Origin of the sequence: Fischerella major NIES-592 (genome assembly GCF_001904645.1) — a bacterium.
Classification (GTDB): Bacteria; Cyanobacteriota; Cyanobacteriia; order Cyanobacteriales; family Nostocaceae; genus Fischerella; species Fischerella thermalis.
The window spans coordinates 1-26,541 of sequence record NZ_MRCA01000023.1 but is presented as its reverse complement, the minus strand read 5'-3'; the positions used below and the strand labels follow the sequence as shown (position 1 = coordinate 26,541).

The window sequence follows — 26,541 nt, the reverse complement described above, 5'->3', positions numbered from 1 at the left end:
GCGCCTTAACGGTATTAGTAGTTGCAGCCAACAACCAACAACTACCGCATTGTGACAAATTCTTCTGCTGCTGTGGGATGGATACCAACGGTGGCATCAAAATCTTTTTTCGTTGCGCCCATATTAATAGCGATCGCTACACCTTGAATGATCTCACCTGCATTTTCTCCTACCATGTGAGCGCCTAATACTTTGTCAGTACTGGCATCTACTACCAATTTCATCATGGTTCTTTCTTGGGCGCCCGTCAAACTGTGGAACAAAGGACGGAAACGAGTACGGTAGATTTTTACCCCATCGTCTCCCAGCTTTTCCCGGGCTTGGGCTTCTGTGAGACCAACTGTGGCTGCTTCCGGTGTAGAAAAAATAGCAGTCGGGACATTTTCGTGACTAAATACACGGCGGTTATTACCAAATTCACTATCTGCAAACGCCCGCCCTTCACCAATAGCGACTGGGGTTAAATTCATCCGGTCAGTAACATCACCTACTGCAAAAATGTTTGCTTGGGAAGTCTGGCTGTATTCGTTCACAGCGATCGCATCCATTGTGCTATATCCAGGCCCTTCGATGATACCGCAACAGGTTTCGACTCCAGCCTTTTCTAAACCCAGCCCTTCAATATTGGGGGCGCGGCCAGTTGCCACTAAAAACACATCGGCAATAATTGGTTCTTTGTTTTCTCCAGATAACTTGATTTTAAGACCTTCCGGCACTTTCTCCACTGCTTCGACTACATGATTCTGGATGATTTTAATGCCGTGGTTGGTCATCCCCTCTTGAATATTAGTGCGGATATCTTCATCAAAACCATTGAGGATAAGTTCTTTACGGATAACTTGGGTAACTTCGCATCCCAAACCGCGCATAATGCAAGCAAACTCTGTGCCGATGTAACCAGCACCAATAATTGCTATATGCTTGGGTTTTGCTGGGAGATGAAACATTTCATTAGAGGTGATGCCATATTCCATCCCCGGTAAATCAGGTTTAACGGGACGACCACCAACAGCAATTAAAATTTTATCGGCAGTGACTTTGCGTCCATCAACTTCGATAGTGTGCGGGTCTAAAAGAGTAGCACGACTGGGAATAAGTTCTACCCCGGCTTTTTCCAAGAAACCAATATGTAGTTGGGAAAGCCGTCGTACTTCCTTATCTATAGCTGTAATAAAATATTCCCAGTCTAATTCTGCTTCGCCTACCTTCCAGCCATAGCCTGCTGCATCATGGAATAATGCTGGAAAATGGGAGCCATAGACCATCAATTTTTTGGGAATGCAGCCACGAATGACACAAGTACCACCAACTAAACTTTCTTCGGCGATCGCTACTTTTGCTCCGTAGCTAGCAGCACGTTTAGAAGCTGCTAACCCCCCAGAACCAGCACCAATGACAAACAGGTCGTAATCGTAGGTCATAAATTTTTAGATGTCTTTTGCAAAGAAATAAAATTTCATACCAATTTACCAACGAAAAATTGAAAATTTTCAGCCAGGTAAAGTGGTATCGCGGCTTTGAATATTAACGGTGGCATTTGGCGTACATGTGAAAACCACTATCTTGATCCTAGCTTGCTCTTCCCAATCCGAAAATTGAGACAGTAGTGATGGCAAGCGATCGCTTTTTAGGAAATTGTTTCTTCAAAGGTAGAGGGTAGGAGGTTCAGTTGGGGTAGGAATTTTCACTTTTGGTTGTGCCAAAACAGTAGCCTGTTTGTTCAATCATCGCTGATCTTGTGGTTGTACCCTGTACCAGCCAAACCAGTGATGAACTGCTAACCAAACTGCGGAAAGAAAACCAGCTAAACTTAGTGTCAAACCACTATAAGGTACTAACAATCCAAACACGGGTAGCACAGCTCCAGCAATAGTACAAATAACCGCAGCCAGGGAAGCACGAACATTTACACCTAGTCCCCAACTCAACACCAGTAAAACGAGGGAAATCAAAGTCCAAGCAAACTGGGGACTCATGACACGGCTGGTGTAAGTCAAAGCCAATAAACAAGCAAAAAATACCCCACCAGCAACAGCGATATTTTTTAAATTCATAGGAATAGATAAATATAGCAACAATATCCACCACAAAAATAACGCTGGCGCTAGCAATAACAGGCGGGGAAGCACACCTGTATTACGAACAGGATTAGTATTTGTAAATACTCCAAATGGGTTTCTCACAGAAACATTATCGTCAAATACCCAAGTAAATCGGGTGATTTGTCCCTCGCCTGCAATTTCAGTTGGTACAATGCCGCTAGCAAAATCAGCCCCTGGAAAGTTAGCAATAGCTACTAAGCGAAAATTCTGGAGTAACTGTCCATCAGCACTATAAATCCAACGGGGACCGCCTTGAGCTTTGTAAGAGACTCGAAAGGTGGTTTCTTCTCCTTGTCCTAAGGGAAAGGGAAAGCTGTAGTTACCCGGGCTAGTTTGTTGTAATCTCCTACCAGCTTGCTCTATTTTGTAGCCGGAAAGTAGGGAGTAGCCATTGGGGGGTGGTGCTTCCCAGAAGAACTGATTAATGTTTTCTGGAAGCTGATTAACTACTTTATAGTCAGCAGTATAGTCTACGCGATATGTTGCACGGCGATTTTGGACATCGGGAGTTTGGTCGATTTTGACTTGAATTTGTGAACCAGCTAGTGTCAGATAGCGGCTTTCTTCTCGTGTTTCATTGACTGTGACAATCTTGCCATTAACTTGCGTGGTGTAACTGTATGGTACTTGCACGACATAACGTATTTGTGGGGCAATTTGTTCTAGTTTGTCACCAGCAACACTTGCTGCTACTTGCGCCACTTTTGCCTGTTCCCAGTGGTGATATCTATTGCTCAAAGTTGAGCAAAGAAAAAATCCTCCTATTAATAGAATTAAAACTAAAGTTAAGTGTGGTAAGCCTGCGAGGATTTGCGAGTAACGAATTGCCCATTCATCAATAAAATTAGCTTGTTCTACTTGCTGGCGACGCAGGGAAAAGTTGACTAGAGCGATCGCAACTCCCAAAGCCACAATCACAAATACTAGTAACAGCGAAGCTTTCAGGACATCAGTGCCAAATTGAACAAGTTCCGTAGGATGGGTAAGATCAGGTATTCCAGGCATACCTTTAGCTGATTCAGGCATAAGAGAAATTTCGGAGAATGTGAAGAATTTGACCGAGAAAATCTCTCAGAAGTTTCTGACTTTTGATTACAAATTCCGACAAATTTGTTTCTCTAGAGGGATGTTTTAGATATTACATTCACCATTAAATATCAATCAATACGCTACTATTTCTTAAGCAAGTATGCCCCACTGGTGATAAGTTGCAGATTCGCTTTTTTCAAAACGTAGAAGATGAAACCAAACGCCTATCACGCCTCATTGGTGATTTGTTAGATTTGGGGCGTTTGGAAGCTGGGGTGACACTGTTAGAAAAGCAACATATTCAACTGGTAAGCTTGATTAGGCGTGCTGTCAGAGCAGTAGAAACACGAATGCAAAATTCGCAAATCTCAGCCCAAGTCAATGTGGCTGACTTGCAAATCCAGGGTGACTCCGAAAGGTTGTTGCAAATTTATTTGCCTGTATAAAGAATTACTGGGGTATCGTAAATGTTTGAGTTTATTTTTAAACGCAGAGGTTCGCAAAGTGTAACGCAAAGGAGCGCAGAGTGTTAATTTGGTGTTAATTGTTAAATGTGCATTTTTATTTGACTTCGAAATCCGAAATATAGCGATCGCTCTGCCTATTTGCGGTAAATTGGCAAATGCAAGCACACGGAGGAAGAAGTCATGAAAGCAGTCCTAATGACAGCACCTGGCAAGCCTGAAGTTTTGCAACTACAGGATGTAGCAAATCCTAGTGTATCTGTTGGTGAAACTGAACTTGTGGTACGATTAAGAGCAGCTGGTGTTAACCCTATTGATACCAAACTTCGCAAACGTGGCACTTTTTACCCCGATCAAATGCCTGCGATTCTAGGATGTGATGGTGCAGGTGTAGTTGAGGCTGTTGGTGCAGGTGTACAAAAATTCCGTGTCGGGGATGAAGTATATTTTTGCAATGGCGGCTTGGGCGCACACCAAGGCAACTATGCTGAATACACTACAGTAGATGAGCGTTTTGCTGCCCACAAACCCACATCTGTATCTTTTGCAGAAGCAGCCGCAGCACCCTTGGTATTAATTACCGCTTGGGAAGCTTTATACGAACGTGGCAGACTAGAACCAGGGGAAAAAGTTTTGATTCATGCTGGTGCTGGTGGTGTTGGTCATGTAGCCATTCAACTGGCTAAACTTAAAGGTGCAAATGTCTGCACGACAGTCAGTTCTCAAGAGAAAGCAGATTTTGTCAAACAGCTCGGTGCAGATTATCCCATTTTGTACAAACAAACAGATTTTGCGCAAGCAGCTTTAGATTGGACTGGTGGTGAAGGCGTAGACTTGGCTTTTGATACCGTCGGTGGAGAAACTTTTCACAAAACCTTCCCAGCAGTGCGGATTTATGGCGATATTGTGACGATTTTAGAACCAGATGCCAATACAGTTTGGAAAATTGCCAGAAATCGCAATCTCCGCATTGGTTTAGAATTAATGCTCACACCAATGCTGCAAGGAATCCTAGAAGCGCAGCAGCACCATGCAGATATCTTGGCAGAGTGTGCTAAGTATATCGATGCAGGTAAGTTAAAGATTCATGTCAGTCAGGAATTACCATTAGCAGAAGCCGCAAAAGCCCACCAGTTAATTGAATCTGGCTCGACGACGGGTAAGATTGTTTTGGTGATCTAAATAGAGACGTAGCAATGCTACGTCTCTACAGGTTGGGGTCGTCATTTATCCTTTGTCATTCGTCATTTAATCTTGGATTGACCCCACAGATAAATCTGCTTTCTTGAGAATTCTGGATTATTGCATCAGGCTGACTCAGATAAAAACGGTAGCATATACAAAGATTCATCTTCCATACACTCAGCAACAAACACAAACACAGCTTGCACAGCTTGCGGTTCAAAGGTTGTAAAAGTTCGTAGTTAGGGCTTTAGCCCTTGGAATTATATCAAGTCCGGCTAATTACTTACGATCTTATTCTGATGCAGTTGGGCATTGGGCATTGATTTTTCCCATTACCCTTCGGGTTCGCTACTTTGCCATCTCGGCATAAGCCAAGACGGCAAGTAGTCTCACCAATTACCCATTACCCATTACCGGCCTTCACAGATATGATAAGTCTTTAAACGGACATGATATTAAGGGATAAATCGCTCACTACGAACCTCTCTCTCATAAATCATGCGATAGACTACTACCAGATTCTAATCTGGAAAACATCAACTCCTAAATTACATACTTTCCTTGAAATACTTGTTTAGCAGGACCTGTCATATAAACCCTTTGATCAACTTCTGACCAGGCTATTTGCAAACAACCTCCAGGCAATTCTACAGTAGCAGTGCGATCGCATCTCCCTGCCAGCACCCCAGCCACTAAAGCAGCACAAGCACCAGTACCGCAGGCGAGAGTAATTCCCGCACCACGTTCCCAAACGCGCATTTTCAGGTAATCTGGGCGGACAACTTGAATAAATTCAGTATTTGTGCGTTGGGGAAAAACTGGGTGATGTTCAAACTGGGGACCAATATGATCTAGGGGAATTGCTGCTACATCTTCTACAAAGGTTATGCAATGGGGATTACCCATACTTACACAGGTGACATCCCAAGATTTCCCTGCGACTTCTAAGGGTTGGTTAATCACTTTTTGATCAGCAGGACATAGGGTAGTAGGAATCTCACCAGCCAGTAACCTGGGGATACCCATATCTACTTTCACTTGTCCATCGGACATCAGTTCGGGTGTAATTACACCAGCGAGGGTATGAATCCGATATTGATTACTCTGTCGTGACTCACCTTCCAACTCAGCCAAAAAAGCAGCTAAACAACGAATCCCATTCCCACACATTTCTGGTTCCGAACCATCGGAATTAAAAATCCGCATTGTGTAATCAGTATGATTTTCACCTGGCATAGCAAAAATAATACCATCAGCCCCGATACCAAAATGGCGATCGCACAACTGCACTGCTTGCTCTGGAGTGATTACAGGTTCAGAAGAAGAGCGATTATCAATCAAAATGAAATCGTTCCCCAAACCGTGATACTTAGTAAATTCTATTGCCATTCCCAAAATCCATGAACTATATTTGTGTTTTATTCGTTGTTGGTTGTTTATTAATTTTGTCAATCAACTACCAACCACTAACTAACAACTAATACTTATGATTACCGAATTTGACACCTCCTTACCTAGCACTCGCCAATTACAAAACCTGATTAAACAAGCAGCACCAACTGAGATTAAATTGCTGACAGGTGATATATTGACCGGAAGAGTAATGTGGCAAGACCAATATAGTGTGTGTCTTGTTGATGATAACAGTCAACAGGTGATGATTTGGAAGCAGGCGATCGCTTATTTCAAGCCTCTGAGTAATTAGCAAATATAAAAATTGAACACAGTCTGTACACCTAACCAACATCCATATTAGAAATTTGATACTATTAACAAATTAGGCGATCCCCTACAAACAAACCTAAGTGATTTTTATCAGCCCTTTCTGGGTGCATAAAAATCCTGAAAAAATTCCCGAATTTAGGTCTTTTCACCTTTGTGTCTTAGCGTCTTTGTGGTGATAAAATTAACTTTTGAACCACCAAGGCACTAAGACACCAAGGAAAATATATTTAACCACCAAAGGGCTGGTGATTTTTATCTGTAACAGCTACTTTAAATAAATCAACAAATTCAATCCTGGAATGGTACGAGATAATGTCCACAATAGTAGGGTGATATAAAGTATTCCCAGGCTCCACTGATACCAAGCTAATGTGGAGATGATACCGGGGAGGTGTTTGTCTCGTAGGCGAACGTCATTAAAGCCTAATCTTAGAAGATTGTTGAGGCTAAAGTCGTAGTAGTTCAGCCAATTCCAACGCCGATCCCATAGTAATGGCATGTAGCGATCGCGAAATATTTCATACCTGGGTATCACTGGTAAGCGTCCAATTAGCAATCGTAACTGTCGCATACTTCCGTCTTCTGTGAAATAGGAAGTGTCCATTAAGTCGTGATAGCGTCCTTGTTGATATAGTCGCAATAATAAAATCACTGGTACGGGAACAATGATGATCACAAGACACGCTAGTGTCAACCAAGGTTGTTCAGCGCTGCGAAAAATAGCAAACAATCCCAACAGTGTTAAGACACTAAAGCTTGTCAACATCCATATACTTTCGTCAACTGTGGGAATAATGGCGCTAGGATACAGGCGACGTAGCCGATCTATCAGCCAAAATAACCAGCCAAAATAGGCGATCGCAATAGTCCCCACACCAAATACTAGGCGAAAATCTGTACCGTAGCCAGAAAGTAGTAACAGTAAGCTCAAGGTTAGCCAATTCCAAGCTAACAGTAACCACCCACCCAAAAACAAAGGTTCACCAACGACGATTTGTGTGCTGAGTTTGGTGTAAGTTTCTAAATCAATATCTGCTAAAGAAAGTAATTCGCTAGTGTTGCGAAAGGGTTTAATTTGTCGGCGACGGATGATGGCTTCTGCTTGAGTTGGAGAGAAACCCAGGTTAACTAAACTTTTTTTTGAGGCGTCATTAATATTGATACCAACCAAACGACGGCTTAATTCTGCTAGCCGTAGTTGCTGTTTTGTATACTCTATCTGATTAGCATCAGCAATTTGCTGCAACTGCCGAAAATTTTGCCCTAAATTCCGCAAGACGTTTTGATTACCTTGCAATGTCGCTACAACTAGCTTTTTACCAATTTGACCAGAATTTCCTAAAATTTTAGCTTGATTCGAGTTAAAAGCCAATCCAGATACATTTAAAAAAGCAGTTTTAGCAAATTCCGCATCACTAAAATCTGCTTGGTTAAGAATGCTAGCACCCCGCAGATTCACTGGTTGATGAAATTGTGCTTCTCGAAAAGTGACGGCTTGCTCAAAAGTCGCTTCCCCTAAAAATAGGAACTCATTGAAAATAGCTTTGGTAAACTGTGCAGAATTAATAAAACGTACCCCAGAAAAATCTGCATTACCTTGCCACTGAGCGCGATTAAATTTAGCCAACAGTTTAAAATTGCCTTGGTTAAAGTTGGCGGTGTCTGCAAAAAAGCTTTCCTGAAAATATGCGTTTTCCTGAAATTGTGTTTGCTTAAAATTAGCCTTGTCAAAAAAAATACTACTTTGCCATTGACTCTCCCGCCGAAAAGTCGCATTAGCAAAGCTAGCGGAACGACCAAACCGTGTTTCTTGCCAATTGGCTTGTTGGTTAAAAATTGCACCTTGGACATTGACAGATTGCAGAAAAAATGTGTTACTAAACTGGACTTTGCCAGTAAAATGAGTTTTTTCTAAAACTAAGGATCCACGAAAAACACTGATATCACTAGCAGCAGCTGGAGTTGCTAAAAGCGAGCGACAATCTTTGGAACTCGGTAAAGCAACAGTCAGTGATTGTAAGCAAACTACCCGTAAACTTTCGAGTTGTTCTTGTTCAGCAGCAGTGAAAATGGGAGCGATCGCTTGTGCATAAAGAGGGGTTCTTAAACCCAAGTCACTACCAATAAAATCCCCTTGAATCAAAGAATTACTCAAGTCTAACCCCAAAGGTTTAGAACCAGTTTTTTGTAATTCTTTTCGCAGCAGTTGGTAAAAAGCATCACGAAAAGCTGCATTTTCTGGTCGTAAATCAATCATCATCTGCCGTAAATCTACTGATAGGCTACCTTCACGGACAGTAGGTGTACGCAATCTTTCCTGCAACAGTTCTAAAGTTAAGGGTGTCCGTTCCGCTTGGGGAAAAGCAGGTAGGGGAAATAAAAACAGCAGCAACATCAACAAACCAATTATGTTTCGGCTTCGCATATTCGTAGGATGCTCTTCTTTTTTCTGCTTCGCGCACTTTGCGTCTTTGCGGTTCATTACATAACAAAAATCGCCAGGCAAAATTATCTGACGATTTATCCCATATCCAAACTAATTAATCAACCAAAATTTTCAATCAGCGTCAAAACAATGTATTTAAATTTGAAGAACACTTGTACTGGTTATCTAAGTTTAGGCGATCGCAGCAAAAAACCTGTCACAGCATAGCTGTAACAGGAGTAAAACTAATATTCGATTGTGGCTCATCTTACATTAACCGAGCCATTCTAAAACCGCTTCTTCCTTAGTGTTGGTATTACGTGATGGAGTTTCGCGATTAAACTTCATGTGAATTGAGCGGGTTTGCTCACCATCAGCTGCAACAGCCATGATTGGGTAGTCAATCAAGCCATCCTGGAAGGACATTTGGAAGCGGAATGTACCATCTGGATTTAACTTAATTGGACGACCGCCAATGGTAACAGTTGCATCAGGTTCGGTTGCACCGTAGACAATTAACTCAGCATCCGCAATTAACCAGAACTTGCGTGGACGCATAGGTACGGCGGAAGCAGAGAAGCCAACACCGGACATACCCACACCAGACATGGTTAAACCAGATACAGTCGGAACTGCCCACATACCTACACCAGAGGGGAAGACGTAGGAACTGATCGCCTGTTCTGGAGTTACTGAACCAGGAACGTGTTGCATGGAACCGAACAGAGAACCTGCAACCCGTTGGGCTTCGGCAGATTCTGCCAAGCCAAAGATTTGGTCGTAAATAGGGTTGCCATTTGCCGCAGCAGCAGCCTTCTTGGCAGGGGGAACCAATTCGTAGAAAGTCTTGCCACGCAAATCTTCTTCAAAGTTGACGGTGATGAAGACGTCTTCAATCCAGTCTGAAGGATAGACAGGAGGAACGTGGACAGGAGCAGAACGAGCCAAGACTAACCAGCGACCATCAGCACAACGGTAGCCGATATCGATAACATAATCGCGATCGCTTACTGGAACTGGCAAATACCATTCCCGCGCCAGTTCATCACAGGGATACTCCTGAATGCTGTGGGGACTTTGGTACTCCAAGTTGATGTCGGTAACATCATAAATCCGCAGCGCCAGTTGTTGTCCGCCCTGGCGTCGCAATTCTTCTTTATGCTCGTTAGGAACATCCCAATAAGCATAAGCCCACTGGGGATCTCGAGGCATCAGAACAATGCGGCTTTCACCATAACCATCTGGTAAGTCGCCAATTCCTTCGTCTACATCAACTAGAGTGCCACCAGTGCGATCTTCTTGACCCAATTCAAATTTTGCTGCTTCCACGGTTTCCTGTGCCTCCAATGAGAAAGATTGGCTGGGGGATACTTTGCTGCGTTCGATTTCTTGTATTGCTGCCAACAGCTGCGATTTGCGCATTCGGCTATATCGAGAGACACCATAAACGCTCGCTACTTTGCGTAGCTGCCGTAATGTCATCTCTTCTAGCGGTGGTCTTTCTTTTGCCATGAATTTTGGCCTCCAGTCGTTTGAAAGGTTAATAATGTACCCTTGTCTATTGAGTGGATGATTCAACCCCATCCACCCCAGATTAACTTTTGCTTCTCGACTCCTGTTTTGCCTAAATCAATTAGGTTTTTAGTGTTTTTTTATATTGCGGGTCACTCCCTTTCAATTTCCTGTCATGCCAAAATCAGCATTTTTTATTTTGGGAGTTGAGGAGTCTTTATGTTAAAAAATACTAACTGTTCACCTCCCCCTGGGATCAAGAGGCCGCTATGCTTGTTTTTAATGTTTCCACGAATTTTTTAGCTGTTTGGGGATCTCTTTGTCATTATTTTATGACATAACAGTCACGAAAAGAACCATTTAGTCAAGTTTTCATGACAAATGAATCATAAGTTTATGCTATGTCAGCAAAAACATCGACTTATTGTTATGAAATATTGATATTTTTAGCCGAATAGCAACACCCATAAAGGCAACATTAAAAGTAGTAACACTGTGGAGATGATGATACTGCTGGCGATTAAATCGCGGTCGAGATTATATTCTTCTGCCAAAATGAGGCCAGCAAAAGCCGAGGGCATACCAGACATCAAGACCATTGCTAAACGGCGATCGCCTGATAACCCGAGTAGCCATGTGGTTAGAACGCCAACAAGTAGGGGTATAACGCAGACTTTGATAATAGCGGCAACAAAAGCAGGTTTTATACTTTTCCATCCCTGTAATTGTGCTAAACGAATACCAGTCAGCAAGAAGGCACAGGCAATGACAATACTGATACACCCTTGCAATCCTGATTCAATAGCTTGTGGAAACTGGACTTTTTGAGTGAGAGTACCAACCAGAAAAGCCCACAAGCAAGGTACAGTGAGTACCTCACGCAGTTGTATCCACCAGGAATTAGCAGCTTTTGATTGACTAAAGTAACTAGCAACCACAACTCCAAAACCGTAGGGACCAATGACATTGTGAGTAATACTGTAAAGTACAGCCCAGCTCAAAACCTCAGAATTAATTAAAAATGGGGCGATCGCTAAACCCACAAAACCAGTATTTCCCAGGACAGCAGCAAGTATAAAACTCCCATGAGCATGAGAGTACTCTTTAAATTTCCACAAAATCGGCAACACCACCATTAAGCCCAAAAGTAATGTTGCGACTGTAATTATTGGTACTATTAAGGGCAAGCCTATCTCATGATTAAAATTACCCAATTGGCTTTGACGAGCCAAGGCAAACAGTTCTAGTGGCACACCAATCCAGTAAAGACCCCGACCTAAGAACCGAGGCAGCCATTGTGGTAAAAATCTACATATAAATAGCCCCAGACTTGTCCATACAATCAGGGGCGTATAAGCATGAAACAGAGTTTCTGTCATAAATATTATTTACAATCACCAAAAAAAGAGACAGACTCTACCTTAATTAATTCACCTTAATTAACAATAACTAAGAAAGAAGCAAGAAGGAAACAGAAAAAATCACAGCCAAAAGTAGACGATTTAATATTCAATTTTATTCTTCTGTTGACAGAAACGAAAATTCTGTAGTCTTGCATGGAAAGAAACTGAAAAAATTTATGTTTGATTAGCCACGTAGACGTACTGGCTGTTTACCCTCCATCTGCTCTATCACTCCACCGATGACACTACTTTGTCCATAACCCAAACCTTTGAGTGCAGCTAAGCATCTGTCAGCTTGTTCTATGGGAATCGAAGCTAAAAGACCACCGGAGGTTTGTGGGTCGAACAAAAAAGGATAATTGGAGTGATTTTCCCCTATATACAAGTTAGAAATATAACGCGAATTACTTAAATTTTCTGGATGTAGAGAGCTAAAAATCTTTAATTCTACAGTTTCCCTTGCACCTGCCAAAACTGGGATAGCCTCTAGTTCTAACTCTACTGCCACTTTAGAAGCCTGCACCATTTCCATCAAATGTCCCAGCAAGCCAAAGCCTGTGACATCCGTACAAGCTGTAGTCCCATGCTGTAATAAACATTTAGCTGCTGCTTGATTGGATAACAACATCGACTCTAGCGCACCCTCAATCCACCGACCTTTGGCTTGGCGGCGCATATCAGCAGCGAATAATGTCCCAGTTCCCAAAGCTTTAGTCAAAATCAATAATTGTCCTGGTTGCATTCCACCTTTACGCAGTAATTTATCTGGCTCACCTAAGCCATTACAACTTAAACCAAATCCTAGCTCTGCCCCTTCAGTTGTGTGTCCACCAATCAAAGGTGCTTGTGCTTTATTCAACACTTTTACTGCACCAGATAAAAGCTGATACAGAGTTTCTTCGACTTTGGCTGGCGCAGCATAAGGAATAGTAGCTAACGCCAAGGCACTTTGCGGAGTTGCTCCCATGGCAAAAATATCACTCAAGCAATGATTGGCGCTGATTTGACCAAAAATATAAGGGTCATTAATCAAACTAGGAAAATAATCTATCGTTTGCACCAATAATCGATTAGCTGGCACTTGCACTACAGCCGCATCATCGGGTGCATCTAAACCAATGATGATATCTTCTCTATCTTTCCCAAGAGGTTGTTCTAATTTGATCCTATGGAGGACTTTCTCTAAAACTGTACCACCCACTTTAGAACCACATCCAGCACAGCGCATCACCGAATTTTGGATTTTGGATTTTGGATTTTGGATTTGATAATTCCTATCCTCTTGCCATCTCCCCATCATCCCATCACCCCATCGCTCCAGTCCCTTACTAAACCTTTCCATAAAGCGGCGATCAATCCAGTCTTTCCACTGCCACAGTAAGCGATGCGGAGGTAAAGTAAAGGGGCCACGTGTGGCGATCGCTCTACCATCGCCTGTACCTATTAAACTTAGATATTGTTTCTGTGGTATGTAGGGTTTGAGGGGTTTGCCTAGTAAAAACCGCCGCAAGTTCTCAAACAAAGGTTTTCCTTGTCGCACTGCAAACACTCCTGCTTTCGGACGTGGGTGATTGACCATCGTAGCAATATCCCCCGCAGCAAATACGTAAGCATGAGACAAAGATTGCAATGTATCATTTACCAAAATAAAGCCTTGCTCATCAGTTGCTAACCCAGCAGCCTTTAACCACTGTGGTGCAGAAGCTTGTGTCACCCAGAAAATGCGATCGCACTCAACTGTCAAACCAGATTCGCATCTAACTTTACCTGGCTCGACTTTACATACACTTTCGCCTAAATGCAATTGTATACCCCGTTTGCTCAAAAGCTGCTTGACTGTGCGCTGTGCAGACCAATGAGAATTAGGCATTAGTTCCGTATCCCGGTGGAATAAATGAATTTTCAAAGCTCCCTGCTTTAGGGTATTATGGTCGATAACTTCTCTTTTTGAGAAAAATGTGAGGGGATATACTTTGCATACCTGATACAAATGAGCTTGCATCGATAACGCTAATTCCACACCACCTGCCCCCCCTCCTACAATCCCAATACTCAATGGCTTTTGCGGATTGTCAGCTACATCTTCTAGTAGTTGATACCAGTGTTTTAGAAGGTTAGACACTGGTTTTGCCCCAATAGCATATTCTGCTGCACCTGGTACAGATATTGTGGCTGGTGTGCTACCGATATCTACTGATAATAGATCAAACCCTACTTCTGGACGGTCGGCACAAATCACTTTTTTATTTTCCAGGTCAAGACCAACTACTTGGTCAATATACAATTGCGCTTTGGCAAAATTCGTGAGTAGTCGCAAATCAATATGACATTGGTCATGGCTGTAAAAACCAGCAATATGCCCCGGTAGCATTCCAGAATAAGGTGTATCAAATCTATCAGTTATTAAAGTTAATCGGATTCCACTAAGAGGTTTCATTCCTAACATGAACAGAGCTATTGCATGACTATGACCACCACCAATTAGTACTAAATCTTTAGTCACAGGCTGTATATTTTGCTTCATATATAAAGTTGATGACAGGTGATATTGGATAATTATATGGTTGTATTTTGGTCAATTATTGTGGTTAAAGAGTTTTTGCTTCGCCACATAATTATCAAAGTAGGGTGATGTCAAAACCTCATTTTTAAAAGTGATGGATAAAACGGCACCTCACCCGGTAATGGGTAATTGGCAAGAACTTGTTCTAATTTTTCCAATTAGCAATTGACAATTACCCTTAGTTGCCCACAGCTTTGCACTCCGCGCCTCAACAACCCCGTGATTGCATGTTGGGCGAATCTCCCTAATTTTATTCGGGGGTGTCCCCTCAACAAAAAACTAAAATCAGATTTCCTCTATCATGCCTAATCAGTAAAATATTTTCACTTTGTGATTACAAGACTAAAACTTCTGCCTCTTGGAGTCCTGCCAATAGCAGGAATGGAGCGATATGTATAGCTAGATTGTGGCAGATTGATATAACAATTAATAATCAATAATCAATCACAAAAGAATAATTAATCTTGAGATTGCATCTTATGATAGATATTGAAATTTGTTGACAAATGATATACTCTTTTTTTTCAATAATTGTCCGTAATAATTCTGTGTAGTGAGGATTACTATCCATATGTCTGGCAGGAAGACAGACGCATTCAAAAATTGGTTGATAGCGATCGCAATTTTATTTAGCCTATCACCGAATGTAATATTCTTTGCAGTTTCACAAGTTGAGGGATTATCCAATGAACAAAAAGTAGTTAGCAGAAATCAAGCACTAAACACAACAGCGACCTTATTTGTAGGATTAGCAGTGATAATTAATGCTTATTATGCAGCCAAGCGTACCGAAGCATTAAAAAAGAGTGCGATCGCAGCTGAAAAAAGTAATGAAATAGGCGTTCAAAATCTACAACTAGCCCAAGAACGCTTGATTACAGAGCGCTTGACAGCAGCAATTACCCAGTTGGGGCATGAACACGTAGCGACGCGCATAGGGGCAATTTATGCCCTAGAAAAAATTGCCCAGGAATCACCAAAACAGTACTGGACAATAATGGAAATCCTGAGTGCATTTGTGCGAGAAAACAGTGGTATTAAGCCAGAGCAGGAAAATACTGTGGAAGAACTGGGCAAGGTTACCAAAGTATCCACAGATTTACAAGCAGCTCTCACCGTTATTGGTAGACGCAACTGGGAACAAGACCAGGAAAATCAGCAACTCGATTTAAGGAATACTGATATAAGACAAGTAGACCTATCAAATGCCAACTTGCAACGCCTAGATTTGCGGGGAGCAAACTTGACAAAAGCCAACCTCCAGAAAGCTAACTTGTTTGCAGCAAATCTTGAAGGTGCAAAGCTTTGTAGTACGACTTTGTATGAAGCCAATTTGCAATCATGCAATCTCCAAGAAGCTAACCTCCATGGGGCAAACTTAAATCGAGCTAACTTGAGTGGAGCTAACTTGCGATCTGCAAACTTGTCTGGAGCAAGCCTGCGTGCAGCTAACTTCTGTGAAGCCAATCTGTATAAAGCTAATTTGCAATCTTGCAACCTTAAAGTTGCCAACCTCTCTAAAGCCAAGTTATTTCTTGCTAATTTACAAGGGGCAAAGCTCGGTAAAGCTAACTTGCAAGAAACAGGATTAATTGGTGCAAACCTCAAGCAAGCTAACCTCAATGGAGCAAATTTACAACAAGCAAATTTGAATGCAGCCAAACTAGAACACACAGAAATGTTTTTTGCCAACTTGTCTGAAGCTAGCCTGAGAGAAGCCAACCTCTATGGGGCTAATATGATGGGAACCAACCTGCAAAAAGCTATGTTCCATGAAGCTAATCTCTGTGGTGCGAATCTGATGGGAGTAGACTTATTCGGCACAAATTTGTGTGATGTGAAATTGTCGGGAGCAATTCTGACAGGAGCTAAAAACTTACAATCACATCAAATAAGGTTTGCAGTGGGCGATCGCACAACTGTTTTACCAGATTACTTGGATATTCCCACACATTGGATGCGCTCAGAACACTCACAAAAATCTGTGGCAGAAGCTGAAACTTGACTTGCACACAATCATAATTGTGGTGTAAAGCTGAAAGCATTGTTAATATAAAAAACTCGATTGTTCGAGTACTTAAGTATTCTCAGGGTGCTTCCCAATATATAAATTATAATTAATAATACTAAATAGAAATAATATCATGTCCGTTTGAAGACTTATACCAATTTTGGATTTTGCGAAAATATTGTAGACGCGTAAGCGGTTTTCCATTAAATTACTTCGGCTTTCGTTACTAAAAACTTTTCCAGACGGATTAAAACCATTGACTAGTAGGCTATTCCAGAATCTTGAAACAAGACTTTCTACGCCAATTTGGTATTTTCATTTCTGTGAAAATTGGTAATCGGTAATGGGAAAAAATAATTATTAATTACCAAAAACGCGTATCTACATATCCTTAGACCCAGTTGCAGCGGTCAGAAATTATTTTTTCACCACAAATGTTAGATTTTGTACTTGACAAAAATAGAGAGAAAGGCTTGAAAATGCTATTTTTCATGTGTTCTGGTGTATCCAGATTTTAATTAATAGTTAAACGAGGAAATCCTGTTTACCAAAAATACACGTGAAAAAGAAAACTAGTAGATTACGTCGGAAATCAACACAAAAACTGAAAAATAAGTCAAAAACATAGAATAATTAGGATTTTTGACTTTTGAATTCCACGTAACGGTAATAGGGTGCTGTCTGTGATTCCCATCGTCTCAAACGATGACGCGATCGCTTGGTGAATCACGAATTAGGTGATTCTATTCAAAACTGTCGATCTCAAAACACCACATTTCTAAGGGAATTCAAAGCATGGCAATCATTAAAGTTACCAACACCGCAGACAGTGGAAAAGGTTCTTTACGAGCAGCGCTCGACTCAGCCCAAGCAGGAGACACAATTCAGTTTGATTCTAGCCTTGCCAACAAGACTATCACTCTCACCAGTGGAGAACTTGCCATTACCAAAGACATCACTATCGATGGTGCAGGGGCAGAAAATTTAACAATTAGTGGCAATAACGCTACACGAGTATTTAGTGTTTGGAAGTATACAGATGCTACAGTTAAAAACCTAAATATCAACAATGGTTTGGCCACTGGTAAAGACCCAGACATCAGAGGCGGCGGTATTGCAGTCTGGGACTACGGCACTATAGAGGTCGTTAACTGTAACTTTAACAACAATAAAGGTGGTCAAGGCGGAGCCATCTATCTTGGTTTTGGTGGCAAATGTACGGTCCTTGGTAGTAGCTTTGACGGCAACGATGGCAGTTTAACAAATTCTGGGTTCAGTAGTGGAGCGATCGCCACCTACGGTTCCGGTGTACTTGTAGTTAAAGATAGTAAATTTACCAATAACAAGGGTGTAAATGGTGGGTCGATTTATAGCCTGTTAGGTGAATTAACCGTAGAAAACTCAGTCTTTCTTAACAATAGTTCAGAAGGTGATATTGGTGGCGGTGCAATCTTTACCGATGGAGCCAACCCAGTAGGTCCGGGTTCCACAGTGGGAGGAAAAATTGTTATCCGTGGCTCTCACTTTGAAAACAATCGTACCAAAGGAGAGGGTGGCGCCCTCATGCTCTATGGTTACGGTCCCGACGAGATTATTCTCGAAGATAGCACCGTCATCGGCAACACCGCAGACTTTGATGATAAAGGTATGGCGCGAGGCGGTGGCTTGCGAGCCAACAGTGCCTTGACAATTCGTAACGTCACCTTTGCAGACAATAAAGCTGGTAAGCAAGGTGGCGCTTTGTGGTATGACGATCAAGACTCACCTGTTAATATCATCAACACCACCTTCTCCGGCAATAAAGCCAGTGACAATGCTGGCGGAGCAATGTTTTTAAGCACAGGAACATCTCCTGTTAATATTACTAACTCCACCATTGTCAACAACGAAGCAGGACAGATTTGCGGAGCAATTTGGACAAATAGCGCCCAAAATCAAATCACCCTCACTAACTGCATCGTAGCCAACAACACCGCCCCTGATCCAGCAAACCAACAAGTGGGTTATCAGCTCGTAGATGGCGGTGGTAACATCGAATTTCCAACCCCAGCCAGAGGTAAGCAAGTTGTTGCAGGTAGCCGGATTGTTGATCCTCTTCTGGGACCTTTAGAAAACATCGGAGGAGTTCTTGTACACCCTCTTCTACCAGGTAGTCCTGCAATTAACACAGGTGTCACAGTTAATGGTGTCCCCAACACTGACCAACTAGGAAGCGAGCGAGATAGCAAACCTGATATTGGGGCCTTTGAAGTGGTTGTTACTCCATCTCCCCAGTCCAGCCCAAAAGATACTTTAGTGATGGGTGTCACAAACTCACCAAACAATACCACCAACGATGTTGAAAGTAGCGATGTCTTAAACGGAAGCAATAACAATCGTCAGTTGGTTGATTATAAAGCTAAGGATATCTTGACTGGTAATTACAGTCACAATCAACCGACACGTGTAACGGATAGCGATGAATTAGTCAACCAATTCATGCCAGCAAAGAGTAATAGGATTCAAAATATTGATCCCCCAGAAAACGTGATAGACCTCAGAACAATTTTGAGTCAATCCAAATCTTCAGGTTCTAATCTGTTCAAAGAATACATAAAGTCAGAGCTAAAAGGATCACGAACATCTTTGAGCGTTAACCCTGAAGGTTATTTCGACCTTAATCAATTTCAGGATCTCGTCATGCTTGATGGTGTTACAGTTAGCAGTCTAACCGACAAAAATTTTCTTGGTAGTAAGTAACTAATGATTTGACATAATTTACATCAACAAATAGGGGTATAGGGAAACCCCATAGCTTCAGTTTGGGGCTACTCCTATACTCCTACACCCGCTACTTGTAGGCGAGTCTATTAATCAGTACTAAATTGCATAAATTCAGAGCGAAATTACTGTAACTAAACTCTGCGTTCCTTTGCGTTCCCCTTTGCGATTCTTTGCGTTTAAAACACTACGAACTAATACAAATCAGTACTTAGTTTCATAATATTTCTTGAACTCACATGTAAGTTATTTTGAGCAATCAGTAATCGAAAACAATTACTATGATAAAGGAATTTAAACAATTATTTTTTGAGAAATGATCTCTAGTATAGATGAATAAAATGAATGTAAAAAAAAGTGATCCCCAGGAAACATATGTAACGCAAAAGAAGCGCTTGTTTGCTCCTGCCAAGCTTGAATTTGATCACGACTAACTTCTTGATCTTGCAAACCACCAAAAGCAGTAATAGGAATATTTAATGGTGCTTGTTGAGTGTAAACATAAGTTTCTAGCACTGCAAAATCTGCGCGCAACAGCGGAATAAATAATTGCATAAGTTCATCATTTTCAAGTAAAGCTTGCGGAGTACCATTCAAACGATGCAATTCTGCAATAAATTCTGCTTCTGGTAAGCCGTGAATAGGTGGTTTTGGAGCAACAAGTTGAGGTGCGCGGTGAGCTGATACAAACAAATGATTTGGGTTTATACCATACTTTTTGCGGAGTAGAAGAGCAAGTTCAAAACTTACAAGTCCACCCATGCTGTGGCCAAAAAAGGCAAATGGTTTATCTAATTTTGGCTTGAGAACACTAGCTAATTCTGTGATTAGAGGTTCTAATTGAGTGAATGGAGGTAATTTTATCCGCATTCCTCTGCCAGGAAGCTCAATTGCACAGACTTCTATAGTATTAGGCAGATGATTTGACCAGCGACGAAAGATATTAGCACTACCACCAGCGTAGGGAAAACAAAATAACCGGATTTGGGCATCTGGATTAGGTGTAGGGTAAATTAACCAAGAATCTAAACTTGAGGGATTTGGCATTTTACTATCATTTTTACTAGTGCGCATGAGTTTAGTTCACAAAAAAATTCGTTTTAAAGTCTTTTTGGCTGAATTTTGACCAATCCTACTATTTGACAGCAATTTCTGCATTAGTCAAATCATAGTAGACATAGCCTAAAAAATGATAGCGATCGCTTTTGGTATAGTAAACAAAGCAATAACTTTCTAAAAAAATAAAGCTAATTTATGAACATTCAAAAATACAGTTTTCATTCTGCTAGAAAGTTAATTGAATCAAAGTTAAGTTAGTACCACTGCATTTTTATTACATGGCTTTACAGAATTGGAGACGCAAACGCGGAGTTACACTGACTACTAGAGGTTTACAAAAACTTCAGGAGGCAAAGCGTACATCAGAAGCACAGGAAAATTTTGGAAATAGTTATACACTCGAAGAACTGAGTACACGTACTGGGTTATATCCTAGTACAATCTCCAAAGTACTAAATCGCGAAGGAGGGGTTGATAAAAAAACTCTTGAAAAATTATTTTCGATTTTTAACATAAAACTAGATAAAAGTGACTATTTAAGCTCTAATACTCGCTTAGATTGGGGTGATGCTACCCATACATCCGTTTTTTATGGACGTACGCAAGAGATTGCCACTTTAGAGCAATGGATTCTCGATGAAAGATGTCGATTAGTGGCAATATTAGGAATGGGTGGTATTGGTAAAACGACTCTAGCTGTTAAGCTAGCTCAACAAATTCAGGAAGAATTTGAATATGTGATTTGGCGTTCGCTCAGAGAAGCTCCACCCATTAAATCCATCCTCGCAAATCTCATTCCATTTCTCTCCGACGAACAAGAAACAGAAAGTAATTTACCAGAAAATTTAAGCGAGAGAATATCGCGGCTAATCTATTATTTGCAAAATAATCGCTGTTTGGTTGTACTTGATAATGTAGAGTCTATCTTGCGTAGTGGTAGTCGAGCTGGACAATACCAAGAAGGATACGAGGGATACGGTGAGATGTTCAGATTGTTAGGAGAAGCAACTCACCAAAGTTGTGTAATCTTAACAAGTCGGGAAAATCCCAAAGAAGTATCATTACTAAAAGGACGAGCATTACCCGTTCGCTCCTTACAATTAAGGGGTTTGAAAGTTGACGACGCCCAGGAAATCTTAAAAGTTAAGGGGCTATCTGCAACAGAGAAAGAATGGCAAGTCATGACTGAACGCTATGCAGGCAATCCATTAGCTTTAAAGATAGTTGCTACGACTATAGAAGATGTCTTTGATGGTAATGTGACAGATTTTTTGCGAGAAAATACTGCTGTTTTTGGAGATATTCGTGATGTTTTAGACCAGCAGTTTGAGCGTTTATCACATATAGAAAAAGACATAATGTATTGGCTAGCAATTAATCGCGAACCAATCACGCTTTCAGTACTGCGAGAAGATATGGTATCGCCAGTACCATCGCCAAAATTACTGGAAGCTCTAGAGTCTTTGCTGAGGCGATCGCTAGTTGAGAAAAATGCAGCAACTTTTACTCTCCAGCCTGTAGTTATGGAGTATGTAACTCAGGTATTGATCGAGCAAGTCTGTGAAGAGATAGCAACTGAGAACATTGAACTTTTTAGATGTCATGCTCTCATGAAGGCGACAGCGACAGACTATGTGAGGGAGTCCCAAATTCGTCTTATCCTCCAACCAGTCATAGATGGGCTACTGACTGTCTTTAGAAGCAAAAAGGGCATTGAAAAACAATTAACTAAAATCCTAGCAAGGCTGCGAGAGGAATCCCCGCAAGAACCAGGATATACAGCTGGAAATATTGTTAATCTACTAAAATCTTTGGGGATCGATTTCACTGGCTATGATTTTTCCCACCTCAGTATTTGGCAAGCAGATCTACGGAAGGTAAATTTACATCATGTAAACTTCCAAAACGCCGATCTAGCAAAATCTGTTTTTTCCGACACTTTCGGTGGGATCATGTCTGTGGCCTTTAGCCCCGATGGCAAACTCCTAGCCGCAGGGGATAGCAATGGTGAGATTCACTTATGGCAAGTTGCTGATGGAAAACAACTTCTCATCCTCCGAGGACATGCCAACTGGGTTGTCTCCCTTGCCTTCAGCCCTGACAGTAGGACTCTTGCCAGTGGCAGTAGTGACTGTACTGTCAAGCTATGGGATGTCAGTACTGGTGGATGCCTTCACAGTTTGCAGGAGCATGGTAATGAGGTTTGGTCAGTTGCCTTTAGCCCGGAGGGTGACAAGTTAGTCAGCGGCTGTGATGACCAGCTTATAAGGCTATGGTCTGTTAGGACTGGTGAATGCCTGAAAATTTTTCAGGGACATACAAATTGGGTACTCTCAGTTGCCTTTAGTCTGGATGGTCAGACGTTGGTGAGTGGCAGTGACGATAATACAATCAGGTTATGGGATGTTAACAGCGGTGAGTGCCTAAAAATTTTCCAGGGACATAGTGATGGGATACGGTCAATCAGTCTCAGTCCTGACGGTCAAATGCTAGCTAGTAGTAGTGATGACCAGAAAATCAGGTTATGGAACCTCAGTACTGGTGAATGTCAAAGAATTTTCCGGGGACATACCAATCAAATATTTTCAGTTGCCTTCAGTCCCCAAGGTGATATTTTGGCTAGTGGCAGCCATGACCAGACAGTAAGGTTGTGGGATGTCAGGACTGGTGAATGCCAAAGAATTTTTCAAGGACACTCCAACATAGTATTTTCGGTTGCCTTTAGCCCAGGGGGTGATGTTTTAGCTAGTGGTAGTCGTGACCAGACTGTGAAGTTGTGGCATATTCCCACTAGTCAATGTTTTAAAACTTTCCAAGGACATAGCAATCAAATACTATCAGTTGCTTTCAATCCAGATGGTAAGACGTTGGCCAGCGGGGGTCATGATCAAAAGGTGAGATTGTGGAATGTCTCTACTGGTCAAACCTTAAAAACTTTCTACGGACACACCAATTGGGTATACTCAGTTGCCTTCAACTCCCAAGGCAACATCTTAGGCAGTGGTAGTGCAGACAAAACAGTGAAGTTGTGGGATGTTAGCACTGGTCAATGTCTGAGAACTTGCCAAGGACATAGTGCTGCGGTTTGGTCAGTTGCTTTTAGCCCTGACGGCCAGATACTGGTGAGTGGCAGTGAAGATCAAACAGTCAGGTTATGGAATGTCGGCACTGGTGAAGTTTTGAGGACTCTCCAAGGGCATACTGCTGCGATTTGGTCAGTTGCTTTCAGTCCTCAAGGGACTGTACTAGCCAGTGGCTCTTTGGATCAGACAGTTAAATTGTGGGATGCTAAAACTGGTGAATGCCTCAGAACCTTAGAGGGACATACGAGTTGGGCTTGGGCAGTTGCTTTTAGTTCAGATGGTGAGTTGTTGGCAAGTACCAGTACAGATCGAACCTTAAGATTATGGAGTGTCCATACTGGTGAATGCCTGAGAGTTTTGCAGGTGGATACGGGTTGGCTATTATCAGTTGCCTTTAGTCCAAACAATAGGATGCTAGCAACTAGCAGTCAAGACCACACAATCAAGTTATGGGATATTAGCACTGGTGAATGTTTTAAAACTTTGTTTGGACATTCGGCTTGGATTTGGTCAGTCGCCTTTTGTTCAGATAATCTAACCCTCGTTAGTGGTAGTGAAGACGAGACTATTAGACTTTGGAATGTCAAAACTGGCGAATGCTTAAAGATTTTGAAAGCTGAAAAACCCTATGAGTGTTTGAATCTCACAGGGGTTAGTGGTATAACAGAAGCAACGAGAGCGACACTGAAAGCTTTAGGGGCAGTTGATTAAACCTCTCCCCACTCTAGCTTTATGTAGCTGCCGTGGATGCTATTACCTTATTTTTATGCCGTTTGAGACTGAGAAACAAAATCTTTTAGAAACCGTCAATACCAGCTAAAATTAGAGATCCTGGCTCAGACTTCTCACTGGAAATACTTTCCCACTCTTTATTGAGATTGATTTCCTCTAAGACTGCGCTGTTGTTTTGATTAAGGCGGCTAATGGAATCCTGGCTTAAAGACTGCTGCTCACCTGCGGGAGCCAAATTCTGTGTATTTGACTCCTTCTCAATTAATGCTGTTGTTGTAGATGTAACGATCGCACACAGACTCAGAACAGTCAGGAGATTTAAAGACTGCTTTTGCTTGGCTTTGTTTATGTTCTTAGATTCCATGAGATCCTCGTTAAATTTTTGCGTAAAATTCCTTTAAAGACATTTACGAGAAAGATATAGATTTATCCTTCCTCTAGGCTTTTTACCTCACCAGCAAACTCTCAAATTCGTCTTGGGGTTGCGGATGCAAAGCCAACGGTTTCAACACTTGCTGTAGTTGTTCATCCGTTGGATAGCCTTCTTGAGAAGAACTAAAGCGCAACAGCGCAGTTTCGTAACAAGCAATAGCGACGCGAGTCCGCTCCTCTGGAGAAAGTCCAGCTACCATCTCAATGGTTTCCTGCACATGCTCCACATCGCTGCCAACACCACTATGTACGTGCAGAAATCGAGTGGCTTTAATCCCAGATGGCAGTAGTGCTTCCACTGCTTGAATGTGCTCTTCACCAGTAGTGAGCGCCAGGCGTTCCATTGTGTAAGAATAGCCTACACAACCAATTGGATCTGGGCTTTGGACACTGCGGGTGAAGTAATCCAGTAAAACCTGTGCCGATAGTGGAACAAGAGCTTCCACCACTGCCTGGGCATCGTATCCCAGTGACTGGATATCAAGCAGGGCAAGGCGGTCATGTCCACGTTCTTCAACTGCTTTCTCGGCTGCCCACTGTGCCAAAGTCTTGCGACCAGCAGCAGCAAAACGTTGGGCGGCTTCCTCCATCAGTCGTGGCGTAGAATGGGTAAGATGATATTGACCTGCCAAACGCCAAATCCAAAGCATGAGGCTAAAGGCAGGAGGAGGGCTTGATGAAACCGCACGCTTGGCAAGTATGATGGACGTATCAAGAAGCTTTTGGGTTGTGGCTACACTGCCTGCAACATTCATTGGTTGAGCGAATAAATCGCTACTGTTTCCAGAACTGGGTTGGTATAACCAAACACGATCAGCTGTTGCTACTACTACTTTGTCAGGTGCAACACGTGCCCATTCAAGATGACCAGAAATCTCATTAATCATGCTTCGTTTGCTAACTTGTTGCTACACAATCACAAAGTCTTTGTTGGAAAAATTCCTTACTAGAACTTATTTGAGTGATGTGGGAATACTTCAGTGTGCTACGAAGCGATTCGGTTTTCTATGATTGAGCTGTGTCGCCGTGTATGCTAGAGCCATGCGATCGCACCTATCGAAACACCAAACGCATGTTGCACTCTCATCTCTTCCAACATCTTGACCACCGCCTCTACTGCCAGCAATAATGTGCAGATAGCTTGTGATGAGATGACTTTTCGGGCAAATTCAACTATTTATTCGGTATCATCCTCCTATCACCTTCAAGTTTTATATTCATAGCAGGTAAAAGTAGATTTACTAAAGTTGAATACAACTTATTTTCTACTCTGAGAGGATTTTATCATAGTAACAACATCATTTAAAACGCTTATCATCTACTATTTCTTTTGGGAATATATGCAGATAAATAAGAAATATTCTTAATAAGGACAAAGACTGAGAAGTTAGAGTCTGAGCTATCAACCAAGCTAGTCTATGAAAAATGGTTAGAAAAAATACTCGTATAATTACCTATTTATTTATTGACAGTAATGTCAATAAGTTTAAATTTGATTATTAAAATTTGATGAAATAATTAAGTTTGTTTTAGAATTCATTACATGTTTCAAAATTCAGACAAGCGAAAAATCAGGAATTTAAGGGAGTATTTAAAAAATACTGTAAAGTTTGCTTAAGAAATTGATAATTTAGTACTTATGTTCTAATAACCAGATAAGTCTTAGATGAGTCATTCGCTTATATCCCCCCTTTAGAAAAGGGGGGCTTTACGCTTCACGCCTCGTAATGTGCAGATGAAGTATGGATAGAGATGCAAATGGCAAAGATAGAAGTAGAAATGTACCACATATTGCACATAAGCTGTTAATCAAAAGTACCTTATACTCGACAGCAACCAGGCCAATATCGATTTGACTGATTGACTGAAGAAAAGCACCTATGCTGAGAATCTAGTACACCCTTGGAGGTTCCTTGTAGCAGGTGGCATAGCAGAAGGTTAAAAAATTGTTGTTGCTGCAAGATATGAATTTACAATTCACGGGTATGTAGAGACGTAGCAATGCTACGTCTCTACAAAAATGTATACAAACATAATTCATGACCAAATTCAGCAA

General features: G+C 41.7%; 15 protein-coding genes and 1 pseudogene. 6 read left to right on the top strand and 10 right to left on the bottom strand.

The window, feature by feature from the left end:
- Positions 1 to 41: 41 nt before the first annotated feature.
- Both gor and NIES592_RS22915 read right to left on the bottom strand, forming a co-directional pair.
- Positions 42 to 1,421 carry a glutathione-disulfide reductase gene (gene gor, locus NIES592_RS22920; protein WP_062250324.1) on the bottom strand — a complete coding sequence of 460 codons (1,380 nt, stop codon included), beginning with the start codon at positions 1,419 to 1,421 and terminating at the stop codon, positions 42 to 44.
- A gap of 303 nt (positions 1,422 to 1,724) precedes the next feature.
- The gene (locus NIES592_RS22915; protein ID WP_073557007.1) at positions 1,725 to 3,128 is read right to left on the bottom strand and encodes a hypothetical protein; all 1,404 of its coding nucleotides are present in this window, start codon (positions 3,126 to 3,128) and stop codon (positions 1,725 to 1,727) included.
- Between the two features lie 191 nt (positions 3,129 to 3,319).
- Here NIES592_RS22915 and NIES592_RS22910 point away from each other — a divergent pair.
- Both NIES592_RS22910 and NIES592_RS22905 read left to right on the top strand, forming a co-directional pair.
- Positions 3,320 to 3,568 (top strand): annotated as a pseudogene (locus tag NIES592_RS22910) (two-component sensor histidine kinase); the annotation flags it as partial.
- A gap of 210 nt (positions 3,569 to 3,778) precedes the next feature.
- On the top strand, positions 3,779 to 4,777 hold the full coding sequence (locus NIES592_RS22905; RefSeq protein ID WP_073557006.1) for a zinc-dependent alcohol dehydrogenase family protein: 999 nt from the start codon (positions 3,779 to 3,781) through the stop codon (positions 4,775 to 4,777).
- Between the two features lie 546 nt (positions 4,778 to 5,323).
- On the opposite strand, the gene dapF is transcribed toward NIES592_RS22905, so the two are convergent.
- On the bottom strand, positions 5,324 to 6,169 hold the full coding sequence (gene dapF, locus NIES592_RS22900; RefSeq protein WP_073557005.1) for a diaminopimelate epimerase: 846 nt from the start codon (positions 6,167 to 6,169) through the stop codon (positions 5,324 to 5,326).
- Between the two features lie 97 nt (positions 6,170 to 6,266).
- Between dapF and NIES592_RS22895 the strand changes: the two genes are divergently transcribed.
- The gene (locus NIES592_RS22895) at positions 6,267 to 6,485 is read left to right on the top strand and encodes an Hfq-related RNA-binding protein (protein ID WP_073557004.1); all 219 of its coding nucleotides are present in this window, start codon (positions 6,267 to 6,269) and stop codon (positions 6,483 to 6,485) included.
- A gap of 285 nt (positions 6,486 to 6,770) precedes the next feature.
- On the opposite strand, the gene NIES592_RS22890 is transcribed toward NIES592_RS22895, so the two are convergent.
- The 4 genes from NIES592_RS22890 to selD form a co-directional block, all read right to left on the bottom strand.
- Positions 6,771 to 8,930, bottom strand: a complete 2,160-nt coding sequence (locus NIES592_RS22890; protein WP_082720528.1) for a pentapeptide repeat-containing protein — start codon at positions 8,928 to 8,930, stop codon at positions 6,771 to 6,773.
- A gap of 273 nt (positions 8,931 to 9,203) precedes the next feature.
- Positions 9,204 to 10,442: a DUF4912 domain-containing protein gene (locus NIES592_RS22885; RefSeq protein WP_062250313.1), complete on the bottom strand. Its 1,239-nt coding sequence runs from the start codon at positions 10,440 to 10,442 to the stop codon at positions 9,204 to 9,206.
- Positions 10,443 to 10,888: 446 nt separating this feature from the next.
- Entirely contained in the window at positions 10,889 to 11,821 is a 933-nt protein-coding gene (locus NIES592_RS22880) for an AEC family transporter (protein ID WP_073557002.1), read from the bottom strand.
- 208 nt (positions 11,822 to 12,029) lie between these two features.
- Positions 12,030 to 14,369 carry a selenide, water dikinase SelD gene (selD, locus tag NIES592_RS22875; RefSeq protein ID WP_073557001.1) on the bottom strand — a complete coding sequence of 780 codons (2,340 nt, stop codon included), beginning with the start codon at positions 14,367 to 14,369 and terminating at the stop codon, positions 12,030 to 12,032.
- 610 nt (positions 14,370 to 14,979) lie between these two features.
- On the opposite strand from selD, the gene NIES592_RS22870 reads away from it, so the two are divergent.
- Together NIES592_RS22870 and NIES592_RS22865 are read left to right on the top strand one after the other, a co-directional pair.
- Entirely contained in the window at positions 14,980 to 16,413 is a 1,434-nt protein-coding gene (locus NIES592_RS22870; protein ID WP_062250308.1) for a pentapeptide repeat-containing protein, read from the top strand.
- Between the two features lie 801 nt (positions 16,414 to 17,214).
- Positions 17,215 to 19,158, top strand: a complete 1,944-nt coding sequence (locus tag NIES592_RS22865; protein WP_073557000.1) for a choice-of-anchor Q domain-containing protein — start codon at positions 17,215 to 17,217, stop codon at positions 19,156 to 19,158.
- A 315-nt stretch (positions 19,159 to 19,473) separates the two neighbouring features.
- Here the strand turns inward: NIES592_RS22865 and NIES592_RS22860 are convergent, their stop codons facing one another.
- Entirely contained in the window at positions 19,474 to 20,226 is a 753-nt protein-coding gene (locus NIES592_RS22860; RefSeq protein ID WP_178379617.1) for a thioesterase II family protein, read from the bottom strand.
- A gap of 290 nt (positions 20,227 to 20,516) precedes the next feature.
- On the opposite strand from NIES592_RS22860, the gene NIES592_RS22855 reads away from it, so the two are divergent.
- Entirely contained in the window at positions 20,517 to 24,032 is a 3,516-nt protein-coding gene (locus NIES592_RS22855; RefSeq protein ID WP_073556998.1) for an NB-ARC domain-containing protein, read from the top strand.
- Between the two features lie 85 nt (positions 24,033 to 24,117).
- Here the strand turns inward: NIES592_RS22855 and NIES592_RS22850 are convergent, their stop codons facing one another.
- The gene (locus tag NIES592_RS22850; protein ID WP_062250301.1) at positions 24,118 to 24,417 is read right to left on the bottom strand and encodes a hypothetical protein; all 300 of its coding nucleotides are present in this window, start codon (positions 24,415 to 24,417) and stop codon (positions 24,118 to 24,120) included.
- An 82-nt stretch (positions 24,418 to 24,499) separates the two neighbouring features.
- Entirely contained in the window at positions 24,500 to 25,372 is an 873-nt protein-coding gene (locus NIES592_RS22845) for a hypothetical protein (protein WP_073556997.1), read from the bottom strand.
- Positions 25,373 to 26,541 lie beyond the last annotated feature (1,169 nt).